Source organism: Streptomyces alfalfae (assembly GCF_004127445.1).
Lineage (GTDB): Bacteria > Actinomycetota > Actinomycetes > Streptomycetales > Streptomycetaceae > Streptomyces > Streptomyces alfalfae.
The window spans coordinates 615,476-636,028 of record NZ_QEXM01000043.1 but is presented as its reverse complement, the minus strand read 5'-3'; the positions used below and the strand labels follow the sequence as shown (position 1 = coordinate 636,028).

19 protein-coding genes are annotated in these 20,553 nt (G+C 70.1%); 13 read left to right on the top strand and 6 right to left on the bottom strand.

The genetic code is table 11. The annotated features are described in order from the left end of the window. The first annotated feature begins 108 nt into the window (after nt 1-108). Nucleotides 109-1,818, top strand: coding sequence for an AMP-binding protein (locus tag DCW30_RS25875; RefSeq protein WP_076688733.1), 1,710 nt, complete (start codon nt 109-111; stop codon nt 1,816-1,818). Continuing rightward, on the top strand, nt 1,815-3,455 hold the full coding sequence (locus DCW30_RS25870) for an AMP-binding protein (protein WP_076683885.1): 1,641 nt from the start codon (nt 1,815-1,817) through the stop codon (nt 3,453-3,455). Before DCW30_RS25875 ends, DCW30_RS25870 begins: the two co-directional genes overlap by 4 nt. Here DCW30_RS25870 and DCW30_RS25865 read toward each other — a convergent pair. Further along, nucleotides 3,445-4,116 (bottom strand): GNAT family N-acetyltransferase, encoded by a 672-nt coding sequence (locus tag DCW30_RS25865; RefSeq protein WP_076683884.1) that lies wholly within the window; start codon nt 4,114-4,116, stop codon nt 3,445-3,447. The two genes, DCW30_RS25870 and DCW30_RS25865, sit on opposite strands and share 11 nt — an antisense overlap. A gap of 129 nt (nt 4,117-4,245) precedes the next feature. Further along, nucleotides 4,246-4,620, bottom strand: coding sequence for a hypothetical protein (locus DCW30_RS36855; RefSeq protein WP_162933552.1), 375 nt, complete (start codon nt 4,618-4,620; stop codon nt 4,246-4,248). Between the two features lie 649 nt (nt 4,621-5,269). On the opposite strand from DCW30_RS36855, the gene DCW30_RS38295 reads away from it, so the two are divergent. Together DCW30_RS38295 and gcl are read left to right on the top strand one after the other, a co-directional pair. Further along, a complete protein-coding gene (locus DCW30_RS38295) occupies nt 5,270-5,518 on the top strand; it encodes a hypothetical protein (RefSeq protein ID WP_164492987.1) in 249 nt (82 codons plus the stop codon). A 302-nt stretch (nt 5,519-5,820) separates the two neighbouring features. Beyond that, complete coding sequence (gene gcl / locus DCW30_RS25855) at nt 5,821-7,608, top strand: glyoxylate carboligase (protein WP_103557384.1); 1,788 nt, start codon at nt 5,821-5,823, stop codon at nt 7,606-7,608. Nucleotides 7,609-8,487: 879 nt separating this feature from the next. Here the strand turns inward: gcl and DCW30_RS25850 are convergent. The 3 genes from DCW30_RS25850 to DCW30_RS25840 all read right to left on the bottom strand — a co-directional run bounded on the left by DCW30_RS25850 (nt 8,488) and on the right by DCW30_RS25840 (nt 11,995). Then, nucleotides 8,488-9,945 (bottom strand): catalase, encoded by a 1,458-nt coding sequence (locus tag DCW30_RS25850; RefSeq protein WP_076683882.1) that lies wholly within the window; start codon nt 9,943-9,945, stop codon nt 8,488-8,490. A gap of 236 nt (nt 9,946-10,181) precedes the next feature. Beyond that, nucleotides 10,182-11,072 carry a 2-hydroxy-3-oxopropionate reductase gene (locus DCW30_RS25845; RefSeq protein WP_076683881.1) on the bottom strand — a complete coding sequence of 297 codons (891 nt, stop codon included), beginning with the start codon at nt 11,070-11,072 and terminating at the stop codon, nt 10,182-10,184. A gap of 95 nt (nt 11,073-11,167) precedes the next feature. Beyond that, nucleotides 11,168-11,995 carry a TIM barrel protein gene (locus tag DCW30_RS25840; protein ID WP_062780649.1) on the bottom strand — a complete coding sequence of 276 codons (828 nt, stop codon included), beginning with the start codon at nt 11,993-11,995 and terminating at the stop codon, nt 11,168-11,170. Between the two features lie 125 nt (nt 11,996-12,120). On the opposite strand from DCW30_RS25840, the gene DCW30_RS25835 reads away from it, so the two are divergent. The 9 genes from DCW30_RS25835 (at nt 12,121) to DCW30_RS25795 (ending at nt 20,117) form a co-directional block, all read left to right on the top strand. After that, nucleotides 12,121-12,399: a YkoF family thiamine-binding protein gene (locus DCW30_RS25835; protein WP_076683880.1), complete on the top strand. Its 279-nt coding sequence runs from the start codon at nt 12,121-12,123 to the stop codon at nt 12,397-12,399. Continuing rightward, entirely contained in the window at nt 12,396-12,773 is a 378-nt protein-coding gene (locus tag DCW30_RS25830; protein WP_076683879.1) for a helix-turn-helix domain-containing protein, read from the top strand. Before DCW30_RS25835 ends, DCW30_RS25830 begins: the two co-directional genes overlap by 4 nt. A gap of 265 nt (nt 12,774-13,038) precedes the next feature. Next, on the top strand, nt 13,039-13,554 hold the full coding sequence (gene uraD, locus DCW30_RS25825) for a 2-oxo-4-hydroxy-4-carboxy-5-ureidoimidazoline decarboxylase (protein ID WP_062780646.1): 516 nt from the start codon (nt 13,039-13,041) through the stop codon (nt 13,552-13,554). Continuing rightward, nucleotides 13,551-13,958, top strand: coding sequence for a hydroxyisourate hydrolase (uraH, locus tag DCW30_RS25820; RefSeq protein ID WP_062780645.1), 408 nt, complete (start codon nt 13,551-13,553; stop codon nt 13,956-13,958). Before uraD ends, uraH begins: the two co-directional genes overlap by 4 nt. 6 nt (nt 13,959-13,964) lie before the next feature. Then, nucleotides 13,965-14,897 (top strand): factor-independent urate hydroxylase, encoded by a 933-nt coding sequence (gene pucL / locus DCW30_RS25815; protein WP_062780644.1) that lies wholly within the window; start codon nt 13,965-13,967, stop codon nt 14,895-14,897. Nucleotides 14,898-14,961: 64 nt separating this feature from the next. Next, the gene (locus DCW30_RS25810) at nt 14,962-16,392 is read left to right on the top strand and encodes a nucleobase:cation symporter-2 family protein (RefSeq protein ID WP_076683878.1); all 1,431 of its coding nucleotides are present in this window, start codon (nt 14,962-14,964) and stop codon (nt 16,390-16,392) included. Nucleotides 16,393-16,434: 42 nt separating this feature from the next. Continuing rightward, nucleotides 16,435-17,844: an 8-oxoguanine deaminase gene (locus DCW30_RS25805; RefSeq protein WP_076683877.1), complete on the top strand. Its 1,410-nt coding sequence runs from the start codon at nt 16,435-16,437 to the stop codon at nt 17,842-17,844. 245 nt (nt 17,845-18,089) lie between these two features. After that, complete coding sequence (locus DCW30_RS25800; RefSeq protein WP_418347026.1) at nt 18,090-19,574, top strand: nucleobase:cation symporter-2 family protein; 1,485 nt, start codon at nt 18,090-18,092, stop codon at nt 19,572-19,574. 135 nt (nt 19,575-19,709) lie between these two features. Next, nucleotides 19,710-20,117, top strand: coding sequence for a solute carrier family 23 protein (locus DCW30_RS25795; RefSeq protein WP_076683876.1), 408 nt, complete (start codon nt 19,710-19,712; stop codon nt 20,115-20,117). A 9-nt stretch (nt 20,118-20,126) separates the two neighbouring features. Here the strand turns inward: DCW30_RS25795 and DCW30_RS25790 are convergent, their stop codons facing one another. Continuing rightward, nucleotides 20,127-20,528, bottom strand: a complete 402-nt coding sequence (locus DCW30_RS25790) for a nuclear transport factor 2 family protein (protein ID WP_062780640.1) — start codon at nt 20,526-20,528, stop codon at nt 20,127-20,129. Nucleotides 20,529-20,553 lie beyond the last annotated feature (25 nt).

Genomic DNA, 20,553 nt, shown 5'->3' with positions numbered 1-20,553 from the left:
CAAGAACCGCAGCGCGACAGCACACGGCAAGAATCACCGACCACGGCCAGAGCCACAGACCATGGCAACAGCCGGCAAGACCCACAGAACGACACGGCAGGGGTGCGCATGACGACGACCGGGACGAGCGCGACGGAGCAGTTCCGTACCGCACGGGACTTCTTGCTGCGGCACCGAGAGGATTACGCCGCCGCCTACGAGGGCTTCGCCTGGCCCCGCCCCGAGCGGTTCAACTGGGCGCTCGACTGGTTCGACGTCATCGCGGACGGCAACGAAAGGACCGCCCTGCACATCGTCGAGGAGGACGGCGCCGAGGTCCGCCACTCCTTCGCCCACCTGTCCGCCCGCTCGAACCGGGCCGCCAACTGGCTGCGCGCGCAGGGCGTAGAGGCGGGCGACCGCATCGTGGTGATGCTCGGCAACCAGTCCGAGCTGTGGGAGATCGCCCTCGCCGCGATGAAGCTGCGCGCCGTCGTCATCCCGGCGACCCCGCTGCTCGGCCCCGTGGACCTCCGCGACCGCATCGACCGCGGCCGGGCGCGCCACGTCGTCGTGCGCCCCGAGGACACCGCGAAGTTCGACGACGTGCCCGGCGCATACACGCGCATCGTGGTGGGCGGCGGCGACAGCGGACACGGCGTCGGCTGGACCTCGTACGAAGGCGCCGACGACGCCCCCGACGCCTTCGAGCCCGACGGCGAAACCCGCGCCGACGACCCCCTGATGCTCTACTTCACCTCCGGCACCACCGCTCGCCCCAAGCTCGTCGAGCACACGCACGTGTCCTACCCGGTGGGCCACCTCGCGACGATGTACTGGATCGGCCTCAAGCCCGGCGACGTCCACCTCAACATCTCCTCGCCCGGCTGGGCCAAGCACGCCTGGTCGAACCTCTTCGCCCCGTGGAACGCCGAGGCCACGGTGTTCATCCACCATTACTCCCGCTTCGACGCGGGACGGCTCATGGCGGAGATGGACCGCGGGGGAGTGACGTCGTTCTGCGCGCCGCCCACCGTGTGGCGCATGCTCATCCAGGCCGACCTGACGCAGCTGCGCACCCCGCCGCGCGAGGTCGTCGCCGCGGGCGAGCCGCTGAACCCCGAGGTCATCGAGCAGGTGCGGCGCGACTGGGGTGTCACCATCCGCGACGGCTTCGGCCAGACCGAGACCGCCGTGCAGGTCGCCAACCCGCCGGGGCAGCCGCTGAAGCCCGGCTCCATGGGCCGCCCGACGCCCGGCTACACCGTCGTACTCCTCGACCCGGTGACGGGAGAGCCCGTGGCCGACGGACCCGAGGGCGCGGAGGGCGAGATCTCCCTCGACCTGGGCACGAACCCCGTGGGCCTCATGGCCGGCTACCACGGCGACCCCGAACGCACCGCGGATGCCATGGCGGGCGGCTACTACCGCACGGGCGACATCGGTTCGCGTGACGCCGAGGGCTACATCACCTACGTCGGCCGCTCCGACGACGTCTTCAAGGCCTCGGACTACAAGATCTCCCCGTTCGAGCTGGAGAGCGCCCTCCTGGAACACGAGGCGGTGGCGGAGGCGGCCGTGGTCCCCGCACCGGACGCGGTACGACTCGCCGTGCCCAAGGCGTACGTGGTCCTGGCCGCGGGGTACGAACCCGGCCCCGACACCGCGAAACTGCTCTTCGAGCACTCCAGGGCGACGCTCGCCCCGTACAAGCGGCTGCGCCGACTGGAGTTCGGGACGCTGCCCAAGACCGTGTCCGGCAAGATCCGCCGGATCGAGCTGCGCGAGGCTACCGCCGCGGGTTCGGATGCCGAGTACCGCGAGGAGGACTTTCGATGAGCACGCTTCCGTACGGTGAAGGCGTCGGTCAGGGGGCGCTCTCGTATGCCCATGGCGCCAGTCGCACGCCTCTTCTCGGGGACACCATCGGGCGCAATCTCGACCGGGCCATCGCCTCCTTTCCCGAGCGTGACGCGCTCGTGGACGTGGCGGCGGGGACCCGTTGGACGTACGCGGAGTTCGGTGACGCCGTCGCGCGGCTCGCGCGCGGGTTCCTCGGGTCCGGGGTCGCCAAGGGCGACCGGGTCGGGATCTGGGCGGTGAACTGCGCCGAGTGGGTGCTCGTGCAGTACGCCACCGCCCGCATCGGCGCCATCATGGTGAACATCAACCCGGCGTACCGGGCCCACGAGCTGGAGTTCGTGCTCAACCAGTCGGGGGTGTCCGTCCTGGTCGCCTCGCAGTCCCACAAGAGCAGCGACTACCGCGCGCTCGTCGACGAGGTGCGCCCCCGCTGCCCGCAGTTGCGGGGCGTCCACTACATCGGCGACGGCTCATGGGATGACCTCCTGGCCGCCGCCGAGACGGTCGGAACGGATGAACTCCGCGCCCGCGAGGACGAGTTGAGCTGCGACGACGCCGTCAACATCCAGTACACCTCGGGCACCACCGGCTTCCCCAAGGGGGCCACGCTCTCCCACCACAACATCCTCAACAACGGCTACTGGGTGGGCCGCACCGTCGGCTACTCCGAGCAGGACCGCGTCTGCCTGCCCGTGCCCTTCTACCACTGCTTCGGCATGGTGATGGGCAACCTCGCCGCCACCTCCCACGGCGCGTGCATCGTCATCCCCGCCCCGTCGTTCGACCCCGTGGCCACGCTGCACGCCGTCGAGCGGGAACGGTGCACCTCGCTGTACGGCGTGCCGACGATGTTCATCGCGGAGCTGAACCTCGCCGACTTCGCCACGTACGACCTGAGTTCGCTGCGCACCGGCATCATGGCGGGCTCGCCCTGCCCCGTCGAGGTGATGAAGCGGGTGGTCGCCGAGATGCACATGGCGGAGGTGTCCATCTGCTACGGGATGACCGAGACCTCGCCCGTGTCCACCCAGACGCGCCGCGACGACGACCTGGAGCGCCGCACGGGCACGGTCGGCCGGGTCCTGCCGCACATCGAGGTGAAGGTCGTCGACCCGGCGACCGGCGTCACCCTGCCGCGCGGCGCCTCCGGCGAACTGTGCACCCGCGGCTACAGCGTCATGCTCGGCTACTGGGACGAGCCGGAACGCACCGCCGAGGTCATCGACGCGGGCCGTTGGATGCACACGGGGGATCTCGCGGTCATGCGCGAGGACGGGTACGTCCAGATCGTCGGCCGCATCAAGGACATGATCATCAAGGGCGGCGAGAACGTGTACCCGCGCGAGATCGAGGAGTTCCTGTACGGCCACCCGAAGATCGCCGACGTGCAGGTGGTGGGCGTTCCCGACGAGCGGTACGGAGAGGTGCCCCTCGCCTGCGTGATCCTGCGCGAGCCCGGCGGGACGCTGACCCTGGAGGAGCTCCGGGCCTTCTGCGAGGGGAAGCTCGCCCACTTCAAGATCCCGGCGGCGCTGCGCGTCCTGGAGTCCTTCCCCATGACGGTGTCGGGGAAGGTGCGCAAGATCGAGCTGAGGGAGCGGTTCAGCGAGTGACCTCGTCCGGTCCCGTCGGACGTCCCGTCGTGAATCCGGTGGTGCGTTTCGCCATGCGTTTTGTCGTGCGATTCATCGGGTGTTCCGTCGGGTGTTCCGTCGTGAGGTCGCGGCGCATGCAGAGGCGGGGCCATCGGTCGAGGCCGAGGTCCGCCTCGTGCGCGCGGATGGCGCGGAGGGCCGGGGTGAGTTCCGCTTCGGAGAGCGGACTGAAGCCGATGCGGGCGTAGTACGGGGCGTTCCAGGGGACCTCGGCGAAGGTGGTGAGGGTGAGCGCGGTGCTGCCCCGCGTACGGGCGAACGCCGCCACGTGTTCGATCAGCGCCCGGCCGACGCCTCGCCGGGCGGCTCGGGGGTGCACGGACACCTGCTCGATGTGTTCGGTCAGGTCCGCCTCCAGGTGCCGGCCGATGAGGTACGCGATGGGGGCGCCGGCCGTCGGGCCCTCCGCCTTTGGCCGCCGCTCGGGCCTTGTCGGGCCTTCCGGCTCGGTGGCCACCCAGGCCCGCCCCGCCGCGCGGTACCGCTCCAGCTCCGCGAGCGTCGGCGGCTCGTCGTCCGCGATGGACGCCATGCCGAGGGTACGGAACGGTTCTCCCGCCGCGCGCTCGATGTCCTGGAGCGAGGGGAGGTCGGTGGCGGTGGCGGGGCGGATCAGCATGGGTCGAGTATGGATGGGTGGGCCGCGTTCGGGCCCGGCAATTTCCTGCGTGCCCGTGGCGGGGCGGGGTGGGCCGGTGGTGCGGGCGGGGGTGGAGGCGGGGCGTGCGGTGCGGGTCAGGGGTCGGTTTCAGGCGCCCGTGGCCACCAACTCGTCCGCCGCGCTGTTGACCGGCTGCGGGGTTCCGGTGAGGTCCAGGGTGAACAGCGGCACCGCGAGGGTGTCCGCCAGGGCGCGGGCGGGGGCCGTGTATCCGGCGAGGGAGAAGAAGGCGCAGGCGGGCGGGGTCTCGCCGGCTCCCGTCATGGCCGTGAGCCACAGGCACTCGATGTCGCGCGGGGTGGTGTGCCGCAGGGCCGGATCGACCTGGGCCAGCATGCCGCGCGCGGTGATGCGCACCGCCGACGGCAGGGCGCGGGGAGCGCTGCGGGTGTCGAGGTAACCGAGCCAGCGCAGATACAGCGCGGTCACGGCCACCGCGTCGCGGGCGTCCCTGATGGGCACGGGGCGGAAGACGGGGCGAGGGCGCGGGGCGGTACGGGGGAGGGGGATGGGCGCCGGGGTGAGGGAGGGACCGGGAGCTCCGGTGCTCCCTCGCGGCGGCCTTGCCGCATCGGCCCCGCGCGGCGGCTTTGCCTCGGGGGCTTCGGGGGCTTCCGGAGCCTCGGGCGCCTCACTGCTCCCTTGCGGTGGCTTTGCCTCGGGGGTCTTGGGAGCTTCGAGTGCCGCACTGCTCCCTTGCGGTGGCCTTGCCTGGGGCGTCTCGCGTGCTCCGGGTGTCTCATTGGCCCCGCACGACGGCCGTGCCTCTGGGGTTTTGGAGGCTTCGGGGGCCTCGGGTGCCTCACTGCTTCCTTGTGGTGGCCTTGCCGCATCGGCCCCGCGCGGCGGCTTCGCCTCGGGGGCTTCGGGGGCCTCCGGAGCTTCGGGTGCCTCACCGCTCCCTCGCGGCGGCCTGGCCCCGGAAGTCTCGGGAGCTCCGGAGGCCTTGGAAGCCCCGGAGGCTTCGGGAGTCTTGGCTGCCTCGGTAGCCCCGGGACGCCCCGTGGCTCGCAGCGCGGGTAGCACCGGTACCCGCAGCACGCACCCGCAGTCGCAGTCCAGCTCCGGCTGCGGCCACTGGCCCTGTCGGCCGCAGGACCAGCACCGGACGGTGATCCACTCATCCGCCCAGGTACGGGCGGTGACCCGGGTCAGCGGCGCTCCGCGCGCGACCGGCGGCGCCACCGGCGCCCCGCAGGCGCAGGGCAGGGCCGGGGGCTCGTACAGATGCTCGCGCCGGCAGTCCGGACACCGCACCGGGATGCCGCTTGCCGTCATCGCCTCCACCGTCCGCGTCTCCGCGTCGTCACCGTGCGCCGTACGCCGTCCCTCCATCCTCCACCCGGCGGCCCCCGCATGAGGGCAAGTTGCGGCAAAGCCGCAGGGCCCACGGCCGCCCGGCAGCCACCGGCAGCCACGAACAGCCGTACCAGCCGCACCCCGGCCCGCGTCCCGGCCGGTCGTCCCGGCCGGACGGCCGACCGCATCACGGCCGTCTCTTGACGGTCTTCGCCGCACCCCCTTACATTGCTTCCATATAGCAGAACAATATTTCCACAATGCGGAAATCGAAGCTCGCCGCGGGGCGCGACGGGAGCCGGATCCGCCAGCCGTATCCGGCAGCAGTAAAAGCTGTCGAAGCTGTCGAAGCAGGAGAACCCCATGGCTCGTATGACCGCTGTCCGCGCGGCAGTTGAGATCCTCAAGCGCGAGGGAGTCGTCAACGCGTTCGGTGTCCCCGGCGCCGCGATCAACCCCTTCTACAAGGCCCTCAAGGAGGGCGGTGGCATCGACCACACCCTCGCCCGCCACGTCGAGGGCGCCTCGCACATGGCCGAGGGGTACACCCGCGCCAACCCCGGCAACATCGGCGTCTGCATCGGCACGTCGGGCCCGGCCGGCACCGACATGATCACCGGTCTGTACTCCGCGATCGGTGACTCGATCCCGATCCTGTGCATCACCGGTCAGGCGCCGACGCACCTGCTCCACAAGGAGGACTTCCAGGCCGTCGACATCGCGACGATCGCCAAGCCGGTGACCAAGATGGCCGTCACCGTCCTGGAGGCCGCGCAGGTCCCCGGCATCTTCCAGCAGGCGTTCCACCTGATGCGCTCGGGCCGTCCGGGACCCGTCCTCATCGACCTGCCGATCGACGTCCAGCAGACCGAGATCGAGTTCGATCCCGAGACGTACGAGCCGCTGCCGGTCTACAAGCCCGCCGCGACCCGCGCGCAGATCGAGAAGGCGATCGGCTTCCTCCTCGAATCCGAGCGGCCGCTGATCATCGCGGGCGGCGGCATCATCAACGCCGACGCCTCCGACCTGCTGGTCGAGTTCGCCGAACTCACCAACACCCCCGTCGTGCCCACCCTGATGGGCTGGGGCGCCATCCCCGACGACCACGACCTGAACGCGGGCATGGTCGGCCAGCAGACCGGCCACCGCTACGGCAACGCCACGTTCCTGGAGTCGGACTTCGTCCTCGGCGTCGGCAACCGCTGGGCCAACCGTCACACCGGCTACAAGCTGGATGTGTACACGCAAGGCCGCAAGTTCGTGCACGTCGACATCGAGCCGACGCAGATCGGCAAGATCTTCGCCCCCGACTACGGGATCGCCTCCGACGCGAAGGCGGCACTCGAACTGTTCGTCGAGGTGGCGAAGGAGCTGAAGGCCGCGGGCAAGCTGCCCGACCGCTCGGCGTGGGTCGCCTCCCACCTGCGGCGCAAGGAGACGCTCCAGCGGCGCACGCACTTCGACGACGTTCCGATGAAGCCGCAGCGCGTGTACGAGGAGATGAACAAGGCCTTCGGGCCCGAGACGCGGTACGTCACCACGATCGGCCTCTCGCAGATCGCCGGCGCCCAGATGCTGCACGTCTACAAGCCGCGGCACTGGATCAACTGCGGCCAGGCGGGCCCGCTCGGCTGGACCATCCCGGCCGCGCTCGGCGTCGCGAAGGCCGACCCGGAGACGCCGGTCGTCGCGCTCTCCGGTGACTACGACTTCCAGTTCATGATCGAGGAACTGGCGGTCGGGGCGCAGCACCGCATCCCGTACGTGCACGTCCTCGTCAACAACGCCTACCTCGGTCTGATCCGGCAGGCCCAGATCGGCCTGGACATCAACTTCCAGGTCAATCTGGAGTTTGAGAACCAGAACAGCCCGGAACTCGGTGTCTACGGCGTCGACCACGTCAAGGTGGCCGAGGGGCTGGGCTGCAAGGCGATTCGCGTGACGGAGCCGGGTGAGCTGGGGGCGGCGTTCGAGCAGGCGAAGAAGCTGGCGGTGGAGCATCGCGTGCCGGTGGTCGTCGAGGCGATCCTGGAGCGGATCACGAACATCTCCATGAGTCCTACGGCGGACATCAGCGCGGTGAAGGAGTTCGAGGAGATCGCGACGGAGGTGGCGCATGCGCCTACGGCGATTCGGCCGCTGAAGGTCTGACGGTCCCGTCGAAGCCAGGGGCGGTCCACCCGAGGGGGGTGGACCGCCCCTTCCTTTTGCCCCTGGAGCCTTGGTCTGGGCGGGCTTCTCTCGGCTCGGCGCGCGGTCTCTCGCCTCAGCCGTGGCCTTGGTTTGCGCTGCTCCTTGTGGCTCGGTGCGCGGTTCCTCGCGCCCCTTCCGTCGTGGCCTTGGGCCGCACCGTCCGTCGTGGCTCGGTGTGCGGTTCCTCGCGCCCCCAAACCCCCACCCCACGCGGCCTCAACCCCCCACCCCAAGCCCTGCACCCCCACCCCCCACCCCGCGGCCTCACCCTCGGGCTCCGCCCTGCACCCCAACCCCCAACCAGATGGCCCGCACCCAACCCCCCCCAACCGGAAGACCCGCTCCCGAAGGCCACGCCTCGGCCCCGTGAGTTCGACGGTGGTGGGTCGCCTGGGAGTGCGGGTGGGTGGGAGAGGCCCCTGCGGGGAGCGGAGCCACCCGGGACGCGAAAGAGCGCCGGGTACGGACTTCGTACCCGGCGCTTCGGCCGCGGAGAGAGGGATGTGGTGCCCGCCCGACCGCGCGCGACTGGCGGAACATGCATGCGCGCTGCCGGGCGGAATCCTGGGGGGGGCCTCCGGGGCGCCCCGGGGCGAGAGAGCCGCTGAAAACGCCCAGGGGCGAGGGACCGCGGCGGATGCGACGGCACGGCGTCCTCCTCTCTCAGGTCGAGAGGGGGACCACCGGGCCTTCACCACCGCACTGGCTCGCAGAGCCGCCGCGGACCGGCCTGCCCGTGCGCGCCACGCACCACCCCTCATCCGGGTTCGTGACGCGGGCCGGGCTCAACACCGGCGGGCCGACCTCCCGTCGGCCCACCGGTGAAGCTGAAGTGCCTCAGTCCTCGCGCAGGGCGCGGACGGCCTCCTCGACGCGCTTGCCGTAGTCGGCGTCGGCGGCGTGGAAGTGGGCGAGGTTCTTCTCGATGACGTCGTCGCGGGAGACCTGCGACAGACCGCCGGCGATGTTCGCCACCAGGCGCGACTTCTCGTCCTCGGACATCAGGCGGTACAGCTCACCGGCCTGGAAGAAGTCGTCGTCCTTGGTGTGGGCGGGCGCCTCGTGCGTGCCGGTGTGGCCGTTGACGGCGAGCGGCGCGGACAGGGCCTGGCCGGTCTCGACGGGGCCGTCGTACGAGTTGGGCTCGTAGTTCTTGCGGTCGCGGCCGTAGGCGTTGGACGCCATCAGACCGTCGCGGCCGTAGTTGTCGGCCTTGGTCGCCCTGGGGGCGTTCACCGCGAGCTGGGTGTGGTTGACGCCCAGGCGGTAGCGGTGCGCGTCCGCGTAGGCGAACAGGCGGCCCTGGAGCATCTTGTCGGGGGACGGACCGATGCCGGGCACGAAGTTGTTCGGGGAGAAGGCGGCCTGCTCCACCTCCGCGAACACGTTGTCGGGGTTGCGGTCGAGGACCAGTCGGCCCACCCGCCGCAGCGGGTAGTCCTTGTGCGGCCACACCTTGGTGAGGTCGAACGGGTTGAAGCGGTACTCGGCCGCGTCCGCCGCCGGCATGATCTGCACGTGCAGCGTCCAGGACGGGTTCACGCCCCGCTCGATGGCCTGGAGCAGGTCCGTCTGGTGCGAGTTGGCGTCCTTGCCCGCGAGTTCGGCGCCCTGCTCGGCGGAGAGGCTGCGGATGCCCTGGTTCGTCTTGAAGTGGTACTTGACGAAGAAGGCCTCGCCCTGCGCGTTCGTCCACTGGTAGGTGTGCGAGCCGTAGCCGTTCATGTGACGGTACGAGGCGGGGATGCCGCGGTCACCCATCAGCCAGGTCACCTGGTGCGTGGCCTCGGGGGAGTGCGCCCAGAAGTCCCAGACGTTGTCCGGCTCCTGACGGCCCGTGAAGGGGTCGCGCTTCTGGGAGTGGATGAAGTCGGGGAACTTGATCGGGTCCTTGATGAAGAACACAGGGGTGTTGTTGCCGACGAGGTCGTAGTTGCCCTCCTCGGTGTAGAACTTCACCGCGAAGCCGCGCGGGTCGCGGACGGCGTCCGCGCCGCCGAGGCTGTCCGCCACGGTGGAGAAGCGGGTGAAGACCTCGGTGCGCTTGCCGATCTCGCTCAGGAAGTCGGCGTGGGTGAAGCCGGTGACGTCGTCGGTCACCTCGAAGTAGCCGTACGCGCCGGAGCCGCGGGCGTGCACGACGCGCTCCGGGATGCGCTCGCGGTTGAAGCGGGCGAGCTTCTCCAGGAGGTGCTGGTCCTGGAGAAGGATCGGGCCACCAATGCCGGCGGTGGCGGAGTTCTGGTTGTCGGCGATGGGGGCGCCGGACTCGGTCGTGAGCACACGCTTCGACATGGTGGCGAGGTTGACCTTCCGTACGGACTGCTTCGACTGGTGACGGTGTTCGGGAGCGTATGGAGCCCTGAGCAGCTACGTCAACAGTTTGTTGAAGTTTTTGGTGGGTGTTGCCCGTGCCGCACCGAGGACGGTGCGGCACGGGCGACAAGGGTTCCGGACCGCGGCGACGCCTGGGCGCGACAGGACAGGTGTCAGCGCCGCCGCGGCCCGGAAGTAGGAGGGAGCTCCCGTGACTAGAGCTCGGCGCCCGAGAGGCGCTCGACGGAGCGCAGCAGGGCGGAGTGGTCGAGGCCGCCGTCGCCCTGGGCGCGCAGCGAGGCGACGAGCTGGGCGACGACGCCGCCGACCGGCAGCGCGGCGCCCACGTTGCGGGCGGCGTCGGTGACGATGCCCATGTCCTTGTGGTGCAGGTCGATCCGGAAGCCGGGCTTGAAGTCCCGGTTCAGGAAGTTGTCCTTCTTGCGGGTCAGGACGGTCGAGCCCGCGAGGCCGCCGTTCAGCACGTCGAGCGCGGCCTTCAGGTCCACGCCGGACTTCTCCAGGAAGACCACGGCCTCGGCGCACGCCTGGATGTTGACGGCGACGATGAGCTGGTTGGCGGCCTTGACGGTCTGGCCCGAGCCGTGCGGACCGCACAGCACGATGGTCTTGCCCAGCGCTTCGAGGAGCGGCTTGGCCTCGTCGAAGTCGGCCTGCTCGCCGCCGACCATGATGGACAGGACGGCCTCGATGGCGCCGGCCTCGCCGCCGGAGACCGGGGCGTCCAGGACGCGCAGGCCCTTCTTCTTCGCGGCCTCGGCCAGGTCCACGGAGGTCTGCGGGGTGATCGACGACATGTCGACGATCAGCGCGCCGGACCGCGCGTTCTCCAGGATGCCCTCGGGGCCGTACGCGATGGCCTCGACCTGCGGGGAGGCGGGCACCATCGTGACGACGACGTCGGCGTCCGCGACGGCCTCGGCGATGGACCCGGCGGCCGTGCCGCCGGCGGCGGCGAGCCGGTCCAGCTTGTCCTGCTCCAGTGTGTAACCGGTGACGGAGTAACCCGCCTTGATCAGGTTCTCGGACATGGGGGAGCCCATGATGCCGAGGCCGATCCACGCGATCTTGGGAAGGTTGCTCATGAGGGTGATGCCTTTCTGACTGCTGTTCCTACGTGGCGGGGCCGGCCGCGGGTGAACGGGTGGGTGAGGGGGAGGAGCGCGCCGCGCGGCGGCGGCTAGTTCCCCGCCGGCAGCCAGCCGAAGGCCTCCGCGCTGGGCCGGTCGCCCGGCTTGTACTCCAGGCCGACCCACCCCTCGTAACCCGCGGCGCGCAGCTGGTCGAGGAGCCCTTCGAGGGGCAGGGACCCGGTGCCGGGGGCCCCGCGGCCGGGGTTGTCCGCGATCTGCACGTGACCGGTCTTGGAGACGTGCCGCTCGATCACCGAGGGCAGGTCCTCCCCGTTCATGGACAGGTGGTACAGGTCCATCAGGAACTTCGCGTTGCCGAGTCCGCTCGCCGCGTTCACCTTGTCCACGATCTCGATCGCCTTGGGGGCGCTCACGATCGGGCACTTGGGCGACTCGGGTGCGTTCAGCGCCTCGATCAGCAGGATCGCGCCGACGCGGTCGGCCTCGCGGGCGGCGAGCACCAGGTTCTCCAGGGCGAGTTCGTCCTGGACGGCCGGGTCCACGCCGTCGACGCGGTTGCCGTACAGCGCGTTGAGCGCCGTGCAGCCGAGGGACTTCGCGAAGTCGGCGGCCACCGGCAGGTTGGCGCGGAACCTCTCGCTCTCCTCGCCCGGGACGGACAGGGCGCCGCGGTCGGGTCCGGGCAGCTGTCCCGCGTAGAAGTTCAGGCCCACCAGCTGGACGCCCGCGTCCTCGATCGCCTGCTTCAGGGCGTCGAGCTCGGACTGCTCGGGGGTGGGGGCGTCGACCCAGGGCCACCACAGCTCGACCGCGCCGAAGCCGGCCTTCGCGGCGGCCGCGGGGCGCTCCAGGAGCGGGAGCTCGGTGAAGAGGATCGACAGGTTCACATTGAAGCGCTGGTCGGAGTATCCCATGGGGCTTCCGCGCTCCTTCCGTATTGCGGAAGTTCATTTCTGCTTGATGGAAGAGTGCCTGCCGTGCGCCGAAGCTGTCAAGAGGGCCTTGCCGAAAAATCGGTCGACGGCAGTAGGTTGGCGACGTGCGATTGAGAGTGGAGTTCACGACCGAGCCCTTCGATCTCGACGAGGCCCCGCCGCATGCGCTGGTGGCCCGCGACGTGATCCAGGGGGCTCCGCTGGACGCGGTCGACGTGGGCCCGTTCGGCAACACCGCCGAGGGTGACGTCGACGCGGTCCTGACCGCCGTCGACGCGATGCTGCGCCAGTCCCTGGGCGCGGGTGCCACCCGCGTCTCGCTCCAGGTCAACGTGATCGGTGAGCCGGGGGAGCCGCGCGAGCCGGGGGAGGCGGATAAGTGACCGTTTTCGGGGACGACCCCTTCGTCGCCGCGGTGAAACCGCTGGTGGACGCCATGGGCGGCACAATGCTGCCGCCGGACGAGGCGGGGGTCGACGACGTGGTCCTGGCCTGGGAGGGCGAGGATGTGGTGGCCGTGCGGCTGCCGCAGCTCGCCGACTCCCTCGACCACATCCTGCTCGCCCTGGAGCGCAAGCAGGGCAAGCCGCTGGCCGACCTCGACCGCAAGGCCAAGCAGGAGGTCGTACGCATCCTTGAGTCGCGCGGCGCGTTCTCCGTGCGGCATGGCGTGGAGACGGTCGCGGGTGCGCTCGGCGTCTCCCGCTTCACCGTCTACAACTACCTGAACAGGGAGAACGCCGCGAAGGGCGAATGATCCCCAACTGCCCGGGGCCCGCACCTCCATCGGCCTCCGGACCCGCGACTCCGTCCGCCCCGGGACTCGGACTTCCGTCCGCCCCCCCGGGGGCCCGGACTCCCGTCCGCCCCCGCCGCGCGGTCACCCTGCGCGGCCGAGCCGTCACCCGATCCCCCGGGTGGCGGCTTCTTTGTTCAAGTTATTTCAACAAACTGTTGACGCCGTGTTCTTCACGGTCTTAGCTGTTCCGCAGCCCGTCCAGCACAAGGCCACGGAGGCTCCCGTGACTTCGAGTTCGACACCGGGTCTCACCCGGTTCAATGCCTTGCCGGAGGCCGCGGCCACCGCCGCCCTCCACGAGGCCTGTGCCTCTTCGGCCTGGGGGAGCAGACTGCTCGCCCAGCGCCCCTACGCCACCGTCGAAGCCCTCTTCGCCGCGAGCGACGCCGCCATGGCGGAGCTCACCGCGGACGACCTCGCCGAGGCGATGGCGGGGCATCCGCCGATCGGCCGCCCGAAGCCGGGAGACCCGACCTCCGCCCGCGAACAGCGTGGCATGGCCGGGGCCTCCGAGGAGCTCAAGACCGAACTGCTCGAACTCAACCTGGCCTACCAGGAGAAGTTCGGTCACGTCTTCCTCATCTGCGCGACCGGCGCCACCGCCGAGTTCATGCTCGGCCAGCTCAAGATCCGGATCGAGAACGGGGCGGAGACGGAGCGCGAGATCGTCCGCAGCGAACTGGGCAAGATCAACCGCATCCGCCTGACCCGCCTCGTAGAAGAAGGAAACGACGCATGAGCACGGAAACGACCGCCTCGGTGTCCACGCACATCCTGGACACCAGCGTCGGACGCCCCGCCGAGGGCGTCGCCATCTCCCTCTCCGCCCGCGGTGGCGCAGGCGAGGAGTGGAAGGCGCTCGGCGGCAGCGCGACCGACGCGGACGGGCGCTGCAAGGACCTGCCGGCCCTGCCGGAAGGCACCTCGCACGTACGCCTCGACTTCGAGACCGAGGCGTACTTCCTGACCAAGCAGAACAAGCAAGCCGAGGCGCAGCAGGACGCCCCCGCGAATCGGGACAGCGGCACGACCGGAGCGTTCTTCCCGGAGGTGGCGATCACGTTCGCCGTGACCCCGGGCGAGCACTACCACGTACCGCTGCTGCTCAACCCGTTCGGCTACTCCGTTTACCGAGGGAGCTAGCAGACCATGCCCACCATTCTGGGACAGAACCAGTACGGCAAGGCTGAGAACCGGGTCGTAAAGATCACGCGGGACGGCGACACCCACCACATCAAGGACCTGAACGTCTCCGTCGCCCTCTCCGGCGACCTGGACGACGTCCACTACAACGGCTCGAACGCCAACTGCCTGCCGACGGACACGACGAAGAACACCTGCTTCGCGTTCGCCAAGGAATACGGCATCGACTCCGCCGAGCAGTACGGCATCCACCTCGCCCGGCACTTCGTGGACAGCCAGCCCTCCATCCACCGCGCGCGCATCCGGATCGAGGAGTACGCCTGGGAGCGCATCGGCGGCTCCGACAGCAACGCCAAGTTCATCGGCGCCGACGAGGTCAACCACTCCTTCGTCCGCAAGGGCCAGGAGACGCGGCTCGCCCAGATCACCTATGACGGCGAGAAGTTCGAGGTCCTCTCGGGTCTGAAGGACCTGACCGTGATGAACTCGACGAACTCCGAGTTCTGGGGCTTCATCAAGGACAAGTACACGACCCTGAAGGAGGACTACGACCGCATCCTCGCCACCTCCCTCTCCACCTGGTGGCGCCACAACTGGACCAGCGACGAGCAGCGCATGCCGAGCTGGGAGCGGTCGTACGAGCAGGCCAAGAAGCACATCCTGCACGCCTTCGTGGAGACCTACTCGCTCTCCCTCCAGCAGACGCTGTACCAGATGGGTTCGCGGGTCATCAACAACCGCAGCGAGATCGACGAGATCCGCTTCTCCGCGCCCAACAAGCACCACTTCCGTCAGGACCTCTCGCCCTTCGGCCTCGACAACGAGGCCAAGGACGGAGCCGTCTACTACGCCGCCGACCGTCCCTACGGCCTCATCGAGGCCACCATCCTGCGGGACGGCGTCGAGCCGAAGATCCCGGTCGACATGACCAACCTCTGACGCGGGACGCGCGCCCCCGCCCCACCGCAGCGGGCGGGGGCGCGCCACACCGGAGGGAACCGCAATGGCACAGCCTGCATCGGGGCCGGCGAAAGGCCCGTGTTCCACCCCATCGGAGATGACAGCGGGAACCGAGGCGGCGAAAGAAGCGCCGGCCGTCGACTGTCACCCGGTGGACGAGAAGCTCCACCCCTCGCGGCTCGTCCCCGCCGCACTCCAGCACATCGCCGCCATGTACGCGGGAGTGGTCACCCCTCCGCTGATCATCGGCCAGGCCTGTGGCCTGGACACCGTCGCCCAGACCCGGCTGATCGCCGCCGGACTGCTGATCGCCGGTCTCGCCACCATCCTGCAGACCCTCGGTGTCAAGGGATTCGTCGGCAACCGCCTGCCGTTCGTGAACGCCGCCTCGTCGGCGGGCATCGCCCCCATCCTCGCCATCGCCGAGACCAACGCCAAGGGCGAGCAACTCCCCGCGATCTACGGCGCGGTGATGGTCGCCGGCGTCTTCTGCCTCGTCGTGGGCCCCTTCTTCGGCAAGCTGCTGCGCTTCTTCCCGCCGCTGGTCACCGGGGTCGTCATCACGCTCATCGGCGTCACACTGATGCCCGTGCCCGTGAAGTGGGCGCAGGGCGGCGACGACACCGACCCGGCGTTCGGCGACATGAAGTACCTGGCGCTCGCCGCCTTCACGCTCGTCGTGATCCTGCTGTTCCAGCGTTTCGGCCGCGGCTTCCTCAGACAAGTCGCCCTGCTCGCGGGCATGTTCATCGGCACGCTCGCCGCCATCCCGTTCGGCATGGCCGACTTCACCTCCGTGCAGTCCGCGCCGCTGGCCGCGCTGCCCACGCCGTTCGCCTCCGGCGCGCCCACCTTCCAGCCCGCCGCGATCCTCTCGCTCTGCATCGTGATGCTGGTCCTCATGACCGAGTCCGCCGCGGGCATGCTCGCCCTCGGCGAGATCTGCGAGCGCGAGACCGACGGCAGGACCATCACCCGGGGCCTGCGCACCGACGGCATCGCCACCCTGGTGGGTCCCGTCTTCGGCGGCTTCCCGACCTCCGCCTTCGCGCAGAACGTCGGCGTGGTCTCGCTGACCCGCGTCCGCAGCCGCTACGTCGTCGCGGTCGCCGGTGGCGCGCTCATCGTCCTCGGGGCCTTCCCGGTGCTCGGCGCGGTCGTCAACGTGGTCCCCATGCCGGTGCTCGGCGGCGCGGGCATCGTCCTCTTCGGCTCCATCGCGGTCAGCGGCATCCGTACGCTCTCCGAGGCGGGACTCGACGACAGCTCCAACATCATCCTGGTGGCCGTGTCGCTCGGAGCGGGCATCATCCCGCTCGCCGCGCCCACCTTCTACGCGGAGTTCCCCGCCTGGGCGCAGACCGTCCTCGGTTCCGGCATCAGCGCCGGCGCCCTGGTCGCCGTCTCGCTCAACCTGTTCTTCCATCACCTCGGCACCCGCGGCCCGTCGGCCGCGGCACTCAAATCTTCCTAGGGTCATGCCGTGCCCACCGCCACCAGAAGAGAAGGAAGCACCATGGCAGCATCGGCAACCCCCGACGGCACAGAAGTCGCCGTCGAGCGCATCGTCATAGAGAACGCCGCCATCGCGACCGTCGACGCCGACGACACCGAGTACGCCTCGGGACACGTGGTCGTCGCCGGCAAGCGGATCGAGTCGGTCGGCGCGGGCAGGGCTCCCGAGGGCCTGGAGAACGTCGTACGCCGCGTGGACGCCACCGGCCACCTGATCACCCCGGGTCTGATCAACACCCACCACCACTTCTACCAGTGGATCACCCGCGGCCTCGCCACCGACCACAACCTGTTCAACTGGCTGACCGCGTTGTACCCGACGTGGGCCCGCATCGACGAGCAGATGACCTACGCCGCCGCGCAGGGCTCTCTCGGCATGCTGGCCCGCGGCGGTGTCACCACCGCCATGGACCACCACTACGTCTTCCCGCGCGGCTCCGGCGACATCTCCGGGTCGATCATCCGCGCCGCCGCCGAGATGGGCGTGCGGTTCACCCTGGCCCGCGGCTCCATGGACCGCAGTGAGAAGGACGGCGGCCTGCCGCCGGACTTCGCCGTGGAGAGCCTGGAGGGCGCGCTCGCCGCGACCGAGGAGACGGTGAAGAAGCACCACGACGCCTCCTTCGACGCGATGACGCAGGTGGCCGTCGCCCCCTGCTCGCCCTTCTCCGTCTCCACCGAACTCATGAGGCAGGGCGCCGAGTTGGGGCGTCGCCTCGGCGTGCGGCTGCACACCCACGGCAGTGAGACGGTCGAGGAGGAACGGTTCTGCCACGAGCTGTTCGGCATGGGCCCGACCGACTACTTCGCGTCGACCGGCTGGCTCGGCGACGACGTGTGGATGGCGCACTGCGTCCACATGAACGACTCCGACATCGCCGCCTTCGCCCGCACCGGCACGGGTGTGGCGCACTGCCCCTCCTCCAACGCGCGCCTGGCCGCCGGCATCGCCCGCGTCCCCGACATGCTGAGGGCGGGCGTCCCGGTCGGCCTCGGCGTCGACGGCACCGCCTCCAACGAGTCCGGCGAACTCCACACCGAGTTGCGCAACGCCCTGCTGATCAACCGCCTCGGCGCGCACCGGGAGGCCGCGCTCAACGCCCGCCAGGCCCTGCGCCTCGGCACCTACGGCGGCGCGCAGGTCCTGGGCAGGGCCGCGCAGATCGGCTCCCTGGAGGCCGGCAAGCTCGCCGATCTCGTGCTCTGGAAGATCGACGGCATCGGGCACGCCTCGATCGCCGACCCGGTGACCGCCGTCGTCTTCGGCGCGGCGGCGCCGGTCACCCTCTCCCTCGTCAACGGCAGGCCGGTCGTCGAGGACGGCCGCCTGCTCCACGCCGACGAGGACGCCATAGCCCGCTCCACGCGGGACGAGGCGCAGCGCCTGGCGCGGATCGCCGCCGGGAGCTGACACCTGGAACTCCGGTCGGGGGGGACGGCTCCCGACCGGACTTGAGCAGCCGAGCGGGCTGCTCAAGTGCCGCCCCGGGAACGTGGCCCAACGCTTCACGTTCCCGGGGCGGTCAGCACTACCTGGGCGCATGTGCACCACCGCATACCGAGCAAGTCCTTGCACCACGCACCACCTCCCCCACCTCCCAGAAGCGAAAAGTGCCGGCGCCCAGCCGGTACTGGAAAACAACCGGAGGAGCCACAGTGGCCACTCAGCCCAGGTTCACCAAGCAAGGCACCACCCCGTCGTCCGAGGGCGACGGCGAAGCCTCCATACCCCCGGCCGTGCATCCGGTCGACGAGAAGCTCCCGCCCCTGAAGATGGCCACCACCGGCCTCCAGCACGTCGCCGCCATGTACGCGGGTGTCGTCGCGCCGCCGCTGATCGTCGGCGCGGCCATCGGCCTCTCCGCGAAGGAACTCACCTTCCTGACCGGGGCGTGTCTGTTCACCGCCGGGCTCGCGACCTTCCTCCAGACCCTCGGCGTCTGGAAGATCGGCGCCCGGCTGCCCTTCGTCAACGGCGTCACGTTCGCCGGTGTCGCCCCCATGCTCGCCGTCGTCGACTCCACCAAGGACAAGGACGACGCACTCCCGATCATCTTCGGCGCGGTGATCGTCGCCGGTGTCCTGGGCTTCATCGCGGCCCCGTTCTTCTCGAAGATGATCCGCTTCTTCCCGCCGGTCGTGACCGGAACGGTCATCACCCTCATCGGCATCTCGCTGATGCCGGTCGCCTTCGGGTGGGCGCAGGGCCCGGTCCCCGGCGCCGACGACTACGGCTCGACCAAGAACCTCGCCCTCGCGGGCATCACGCTCGTCGTCGTGCTGCTGCTCCGCCGCTTCACCACCGGTTTCGTCAAGCAGATCGCGGTCCTGCTCGGCCTGGTCATCGGCACGCTCATCGCGATCCCGTTCGACGCCACGGACTTCAGCCCGATCGGTGAGGCGGACATCGTCGGCTTCCCGACGCCCTTCCACTTCGGCGCCCCGCAGTTCGCCGCCGCCGCGATCGTCTCGCTCTGCGTCGTCATGGTCGTCTCGATGACGGAGTCCACGGCCGACATGCTCGCCCTCGGTGAGATCGTCGACCGCCCCGCCGACGAGAAGACCATCGCCGCCGGTCTGCGCGCCGACTGCCTCGGCTCGGCCGTGAGCCCGCTCTTCAACGGCTTCATGTGCAGCGCGTTCGCCCAGAACATCGGCCTGGTCGCGATGACCAAGATCCGCAGCCGGTACGTCGTGGCCGCCGGCGGCGGCTTCCTCGTCCTGATGGGCCTCTGCCCGATGGCCGCCTCCCTGATCGCGGTCGTGCCGCGCCCGGTGCTCGGCGGCGCGGGCGTGGTGCTCTTCGGCTCGGTCGCGGCGAGCGGCATCCAGACGCTGGTCAAGGCCAACCTGGAGAAGGACAACAACGTCCTGATCGTGGCCGTCTCGCTGGCCGTCGGCCTGATCCCGATCGCGGCGCCGGAGTTCTACCACGCGTTCCCGGAGACCGCGAAGATCATCCTCGACTCGGGCATCTCGACCGGCTGCGTGGCGGCGGTCCTGCTGAACCTGGTCTTCAACCACATCGGCAAGGGCCGCGAGGCGGACGACGTCACGTCGCCGATGGAGGGCGGCGAGGCCATCGCCGAACAGCGCACGCACTCCTCACACACGGGGTCTTCCGCTGCCGGGGCGCACTGACGTAACGTCGTGGCGCCGTCGACCGTATGGCGGAAGTTACTTTCCAGTCGGTTACGTCGGCCCTGTTCCGCGTCTCGTGAACTCCCACGGAACGGGGCCGACCTCCGGTGTCACGCAACGGAAGAAGCGCCATCCATGAGTTCTGCAGCGAAGGCCGCGGGAACCGCGACCGCGAGCGCCGCCGCCCCCGAGGTCCATCCGGTCGCCGCGATCTCCGTCGTCCCGATGCCGGTCCTCGCCGCCGTCAGCCTCTTCCTCTTCGGCTCCATCGCGGTCAGCGGCATCCAGACGCTGCTCCAGGCCGACCTGCACCGGGGCGACAACGCCCTCATCGTGGTCGTCACGCTGGGCGCGGGCCTGGCGCCCGCTCTCTCCGACGGTTTCTACGACGCGTTCCCCGCCTGGGCCCAGATCGTCCTCGGCTCCGGCATCTCCACCGGCTGCCTGCTCGCCGTGGCCCTGAACCTCGTCTTCAACCACCTGGGCGCGAAGGGGGGCCCGGCCCCGGCACCCGAGGACGCCGAAGCCGCCGTCACGCACTGAGGCGGAGCGTCAGGGGCGGTCGTGCCACGCGAACGCCGAGATGCGCCAGCCCTCGGGGGTGCGCACGAACTGGATGGTCTTCATGCCGCCGCCCTCGAAGGGCTTGCCGTCCATGATCCCCGCCTTGGCGTACTCGCCGAAGCGCGACGCGATGTCCCCGTGGACGTCGGTCCGCGCGGAGACCTCCCACTCGTGGAACTCCGTCACCCGCCCGCCCGCGGCGAGCAGCTCCTCGCGCGGCCCGATGAACTCCTCCACGGTGAACACGCGGTACTCCGGGGCGGTCACCGCGATGACGCCGCCCGGCAGCATCAGCCTGCGGAGCCGGGCGACGTCGGCGTTCCCGCCGTCACGGTTGTCGAAGGAGCCGAAGAACTCGGCCGTCAGGGTGTCTATCTCAGCCTGGGACATGGCCGGAGACGGTAGCACCGCTGAC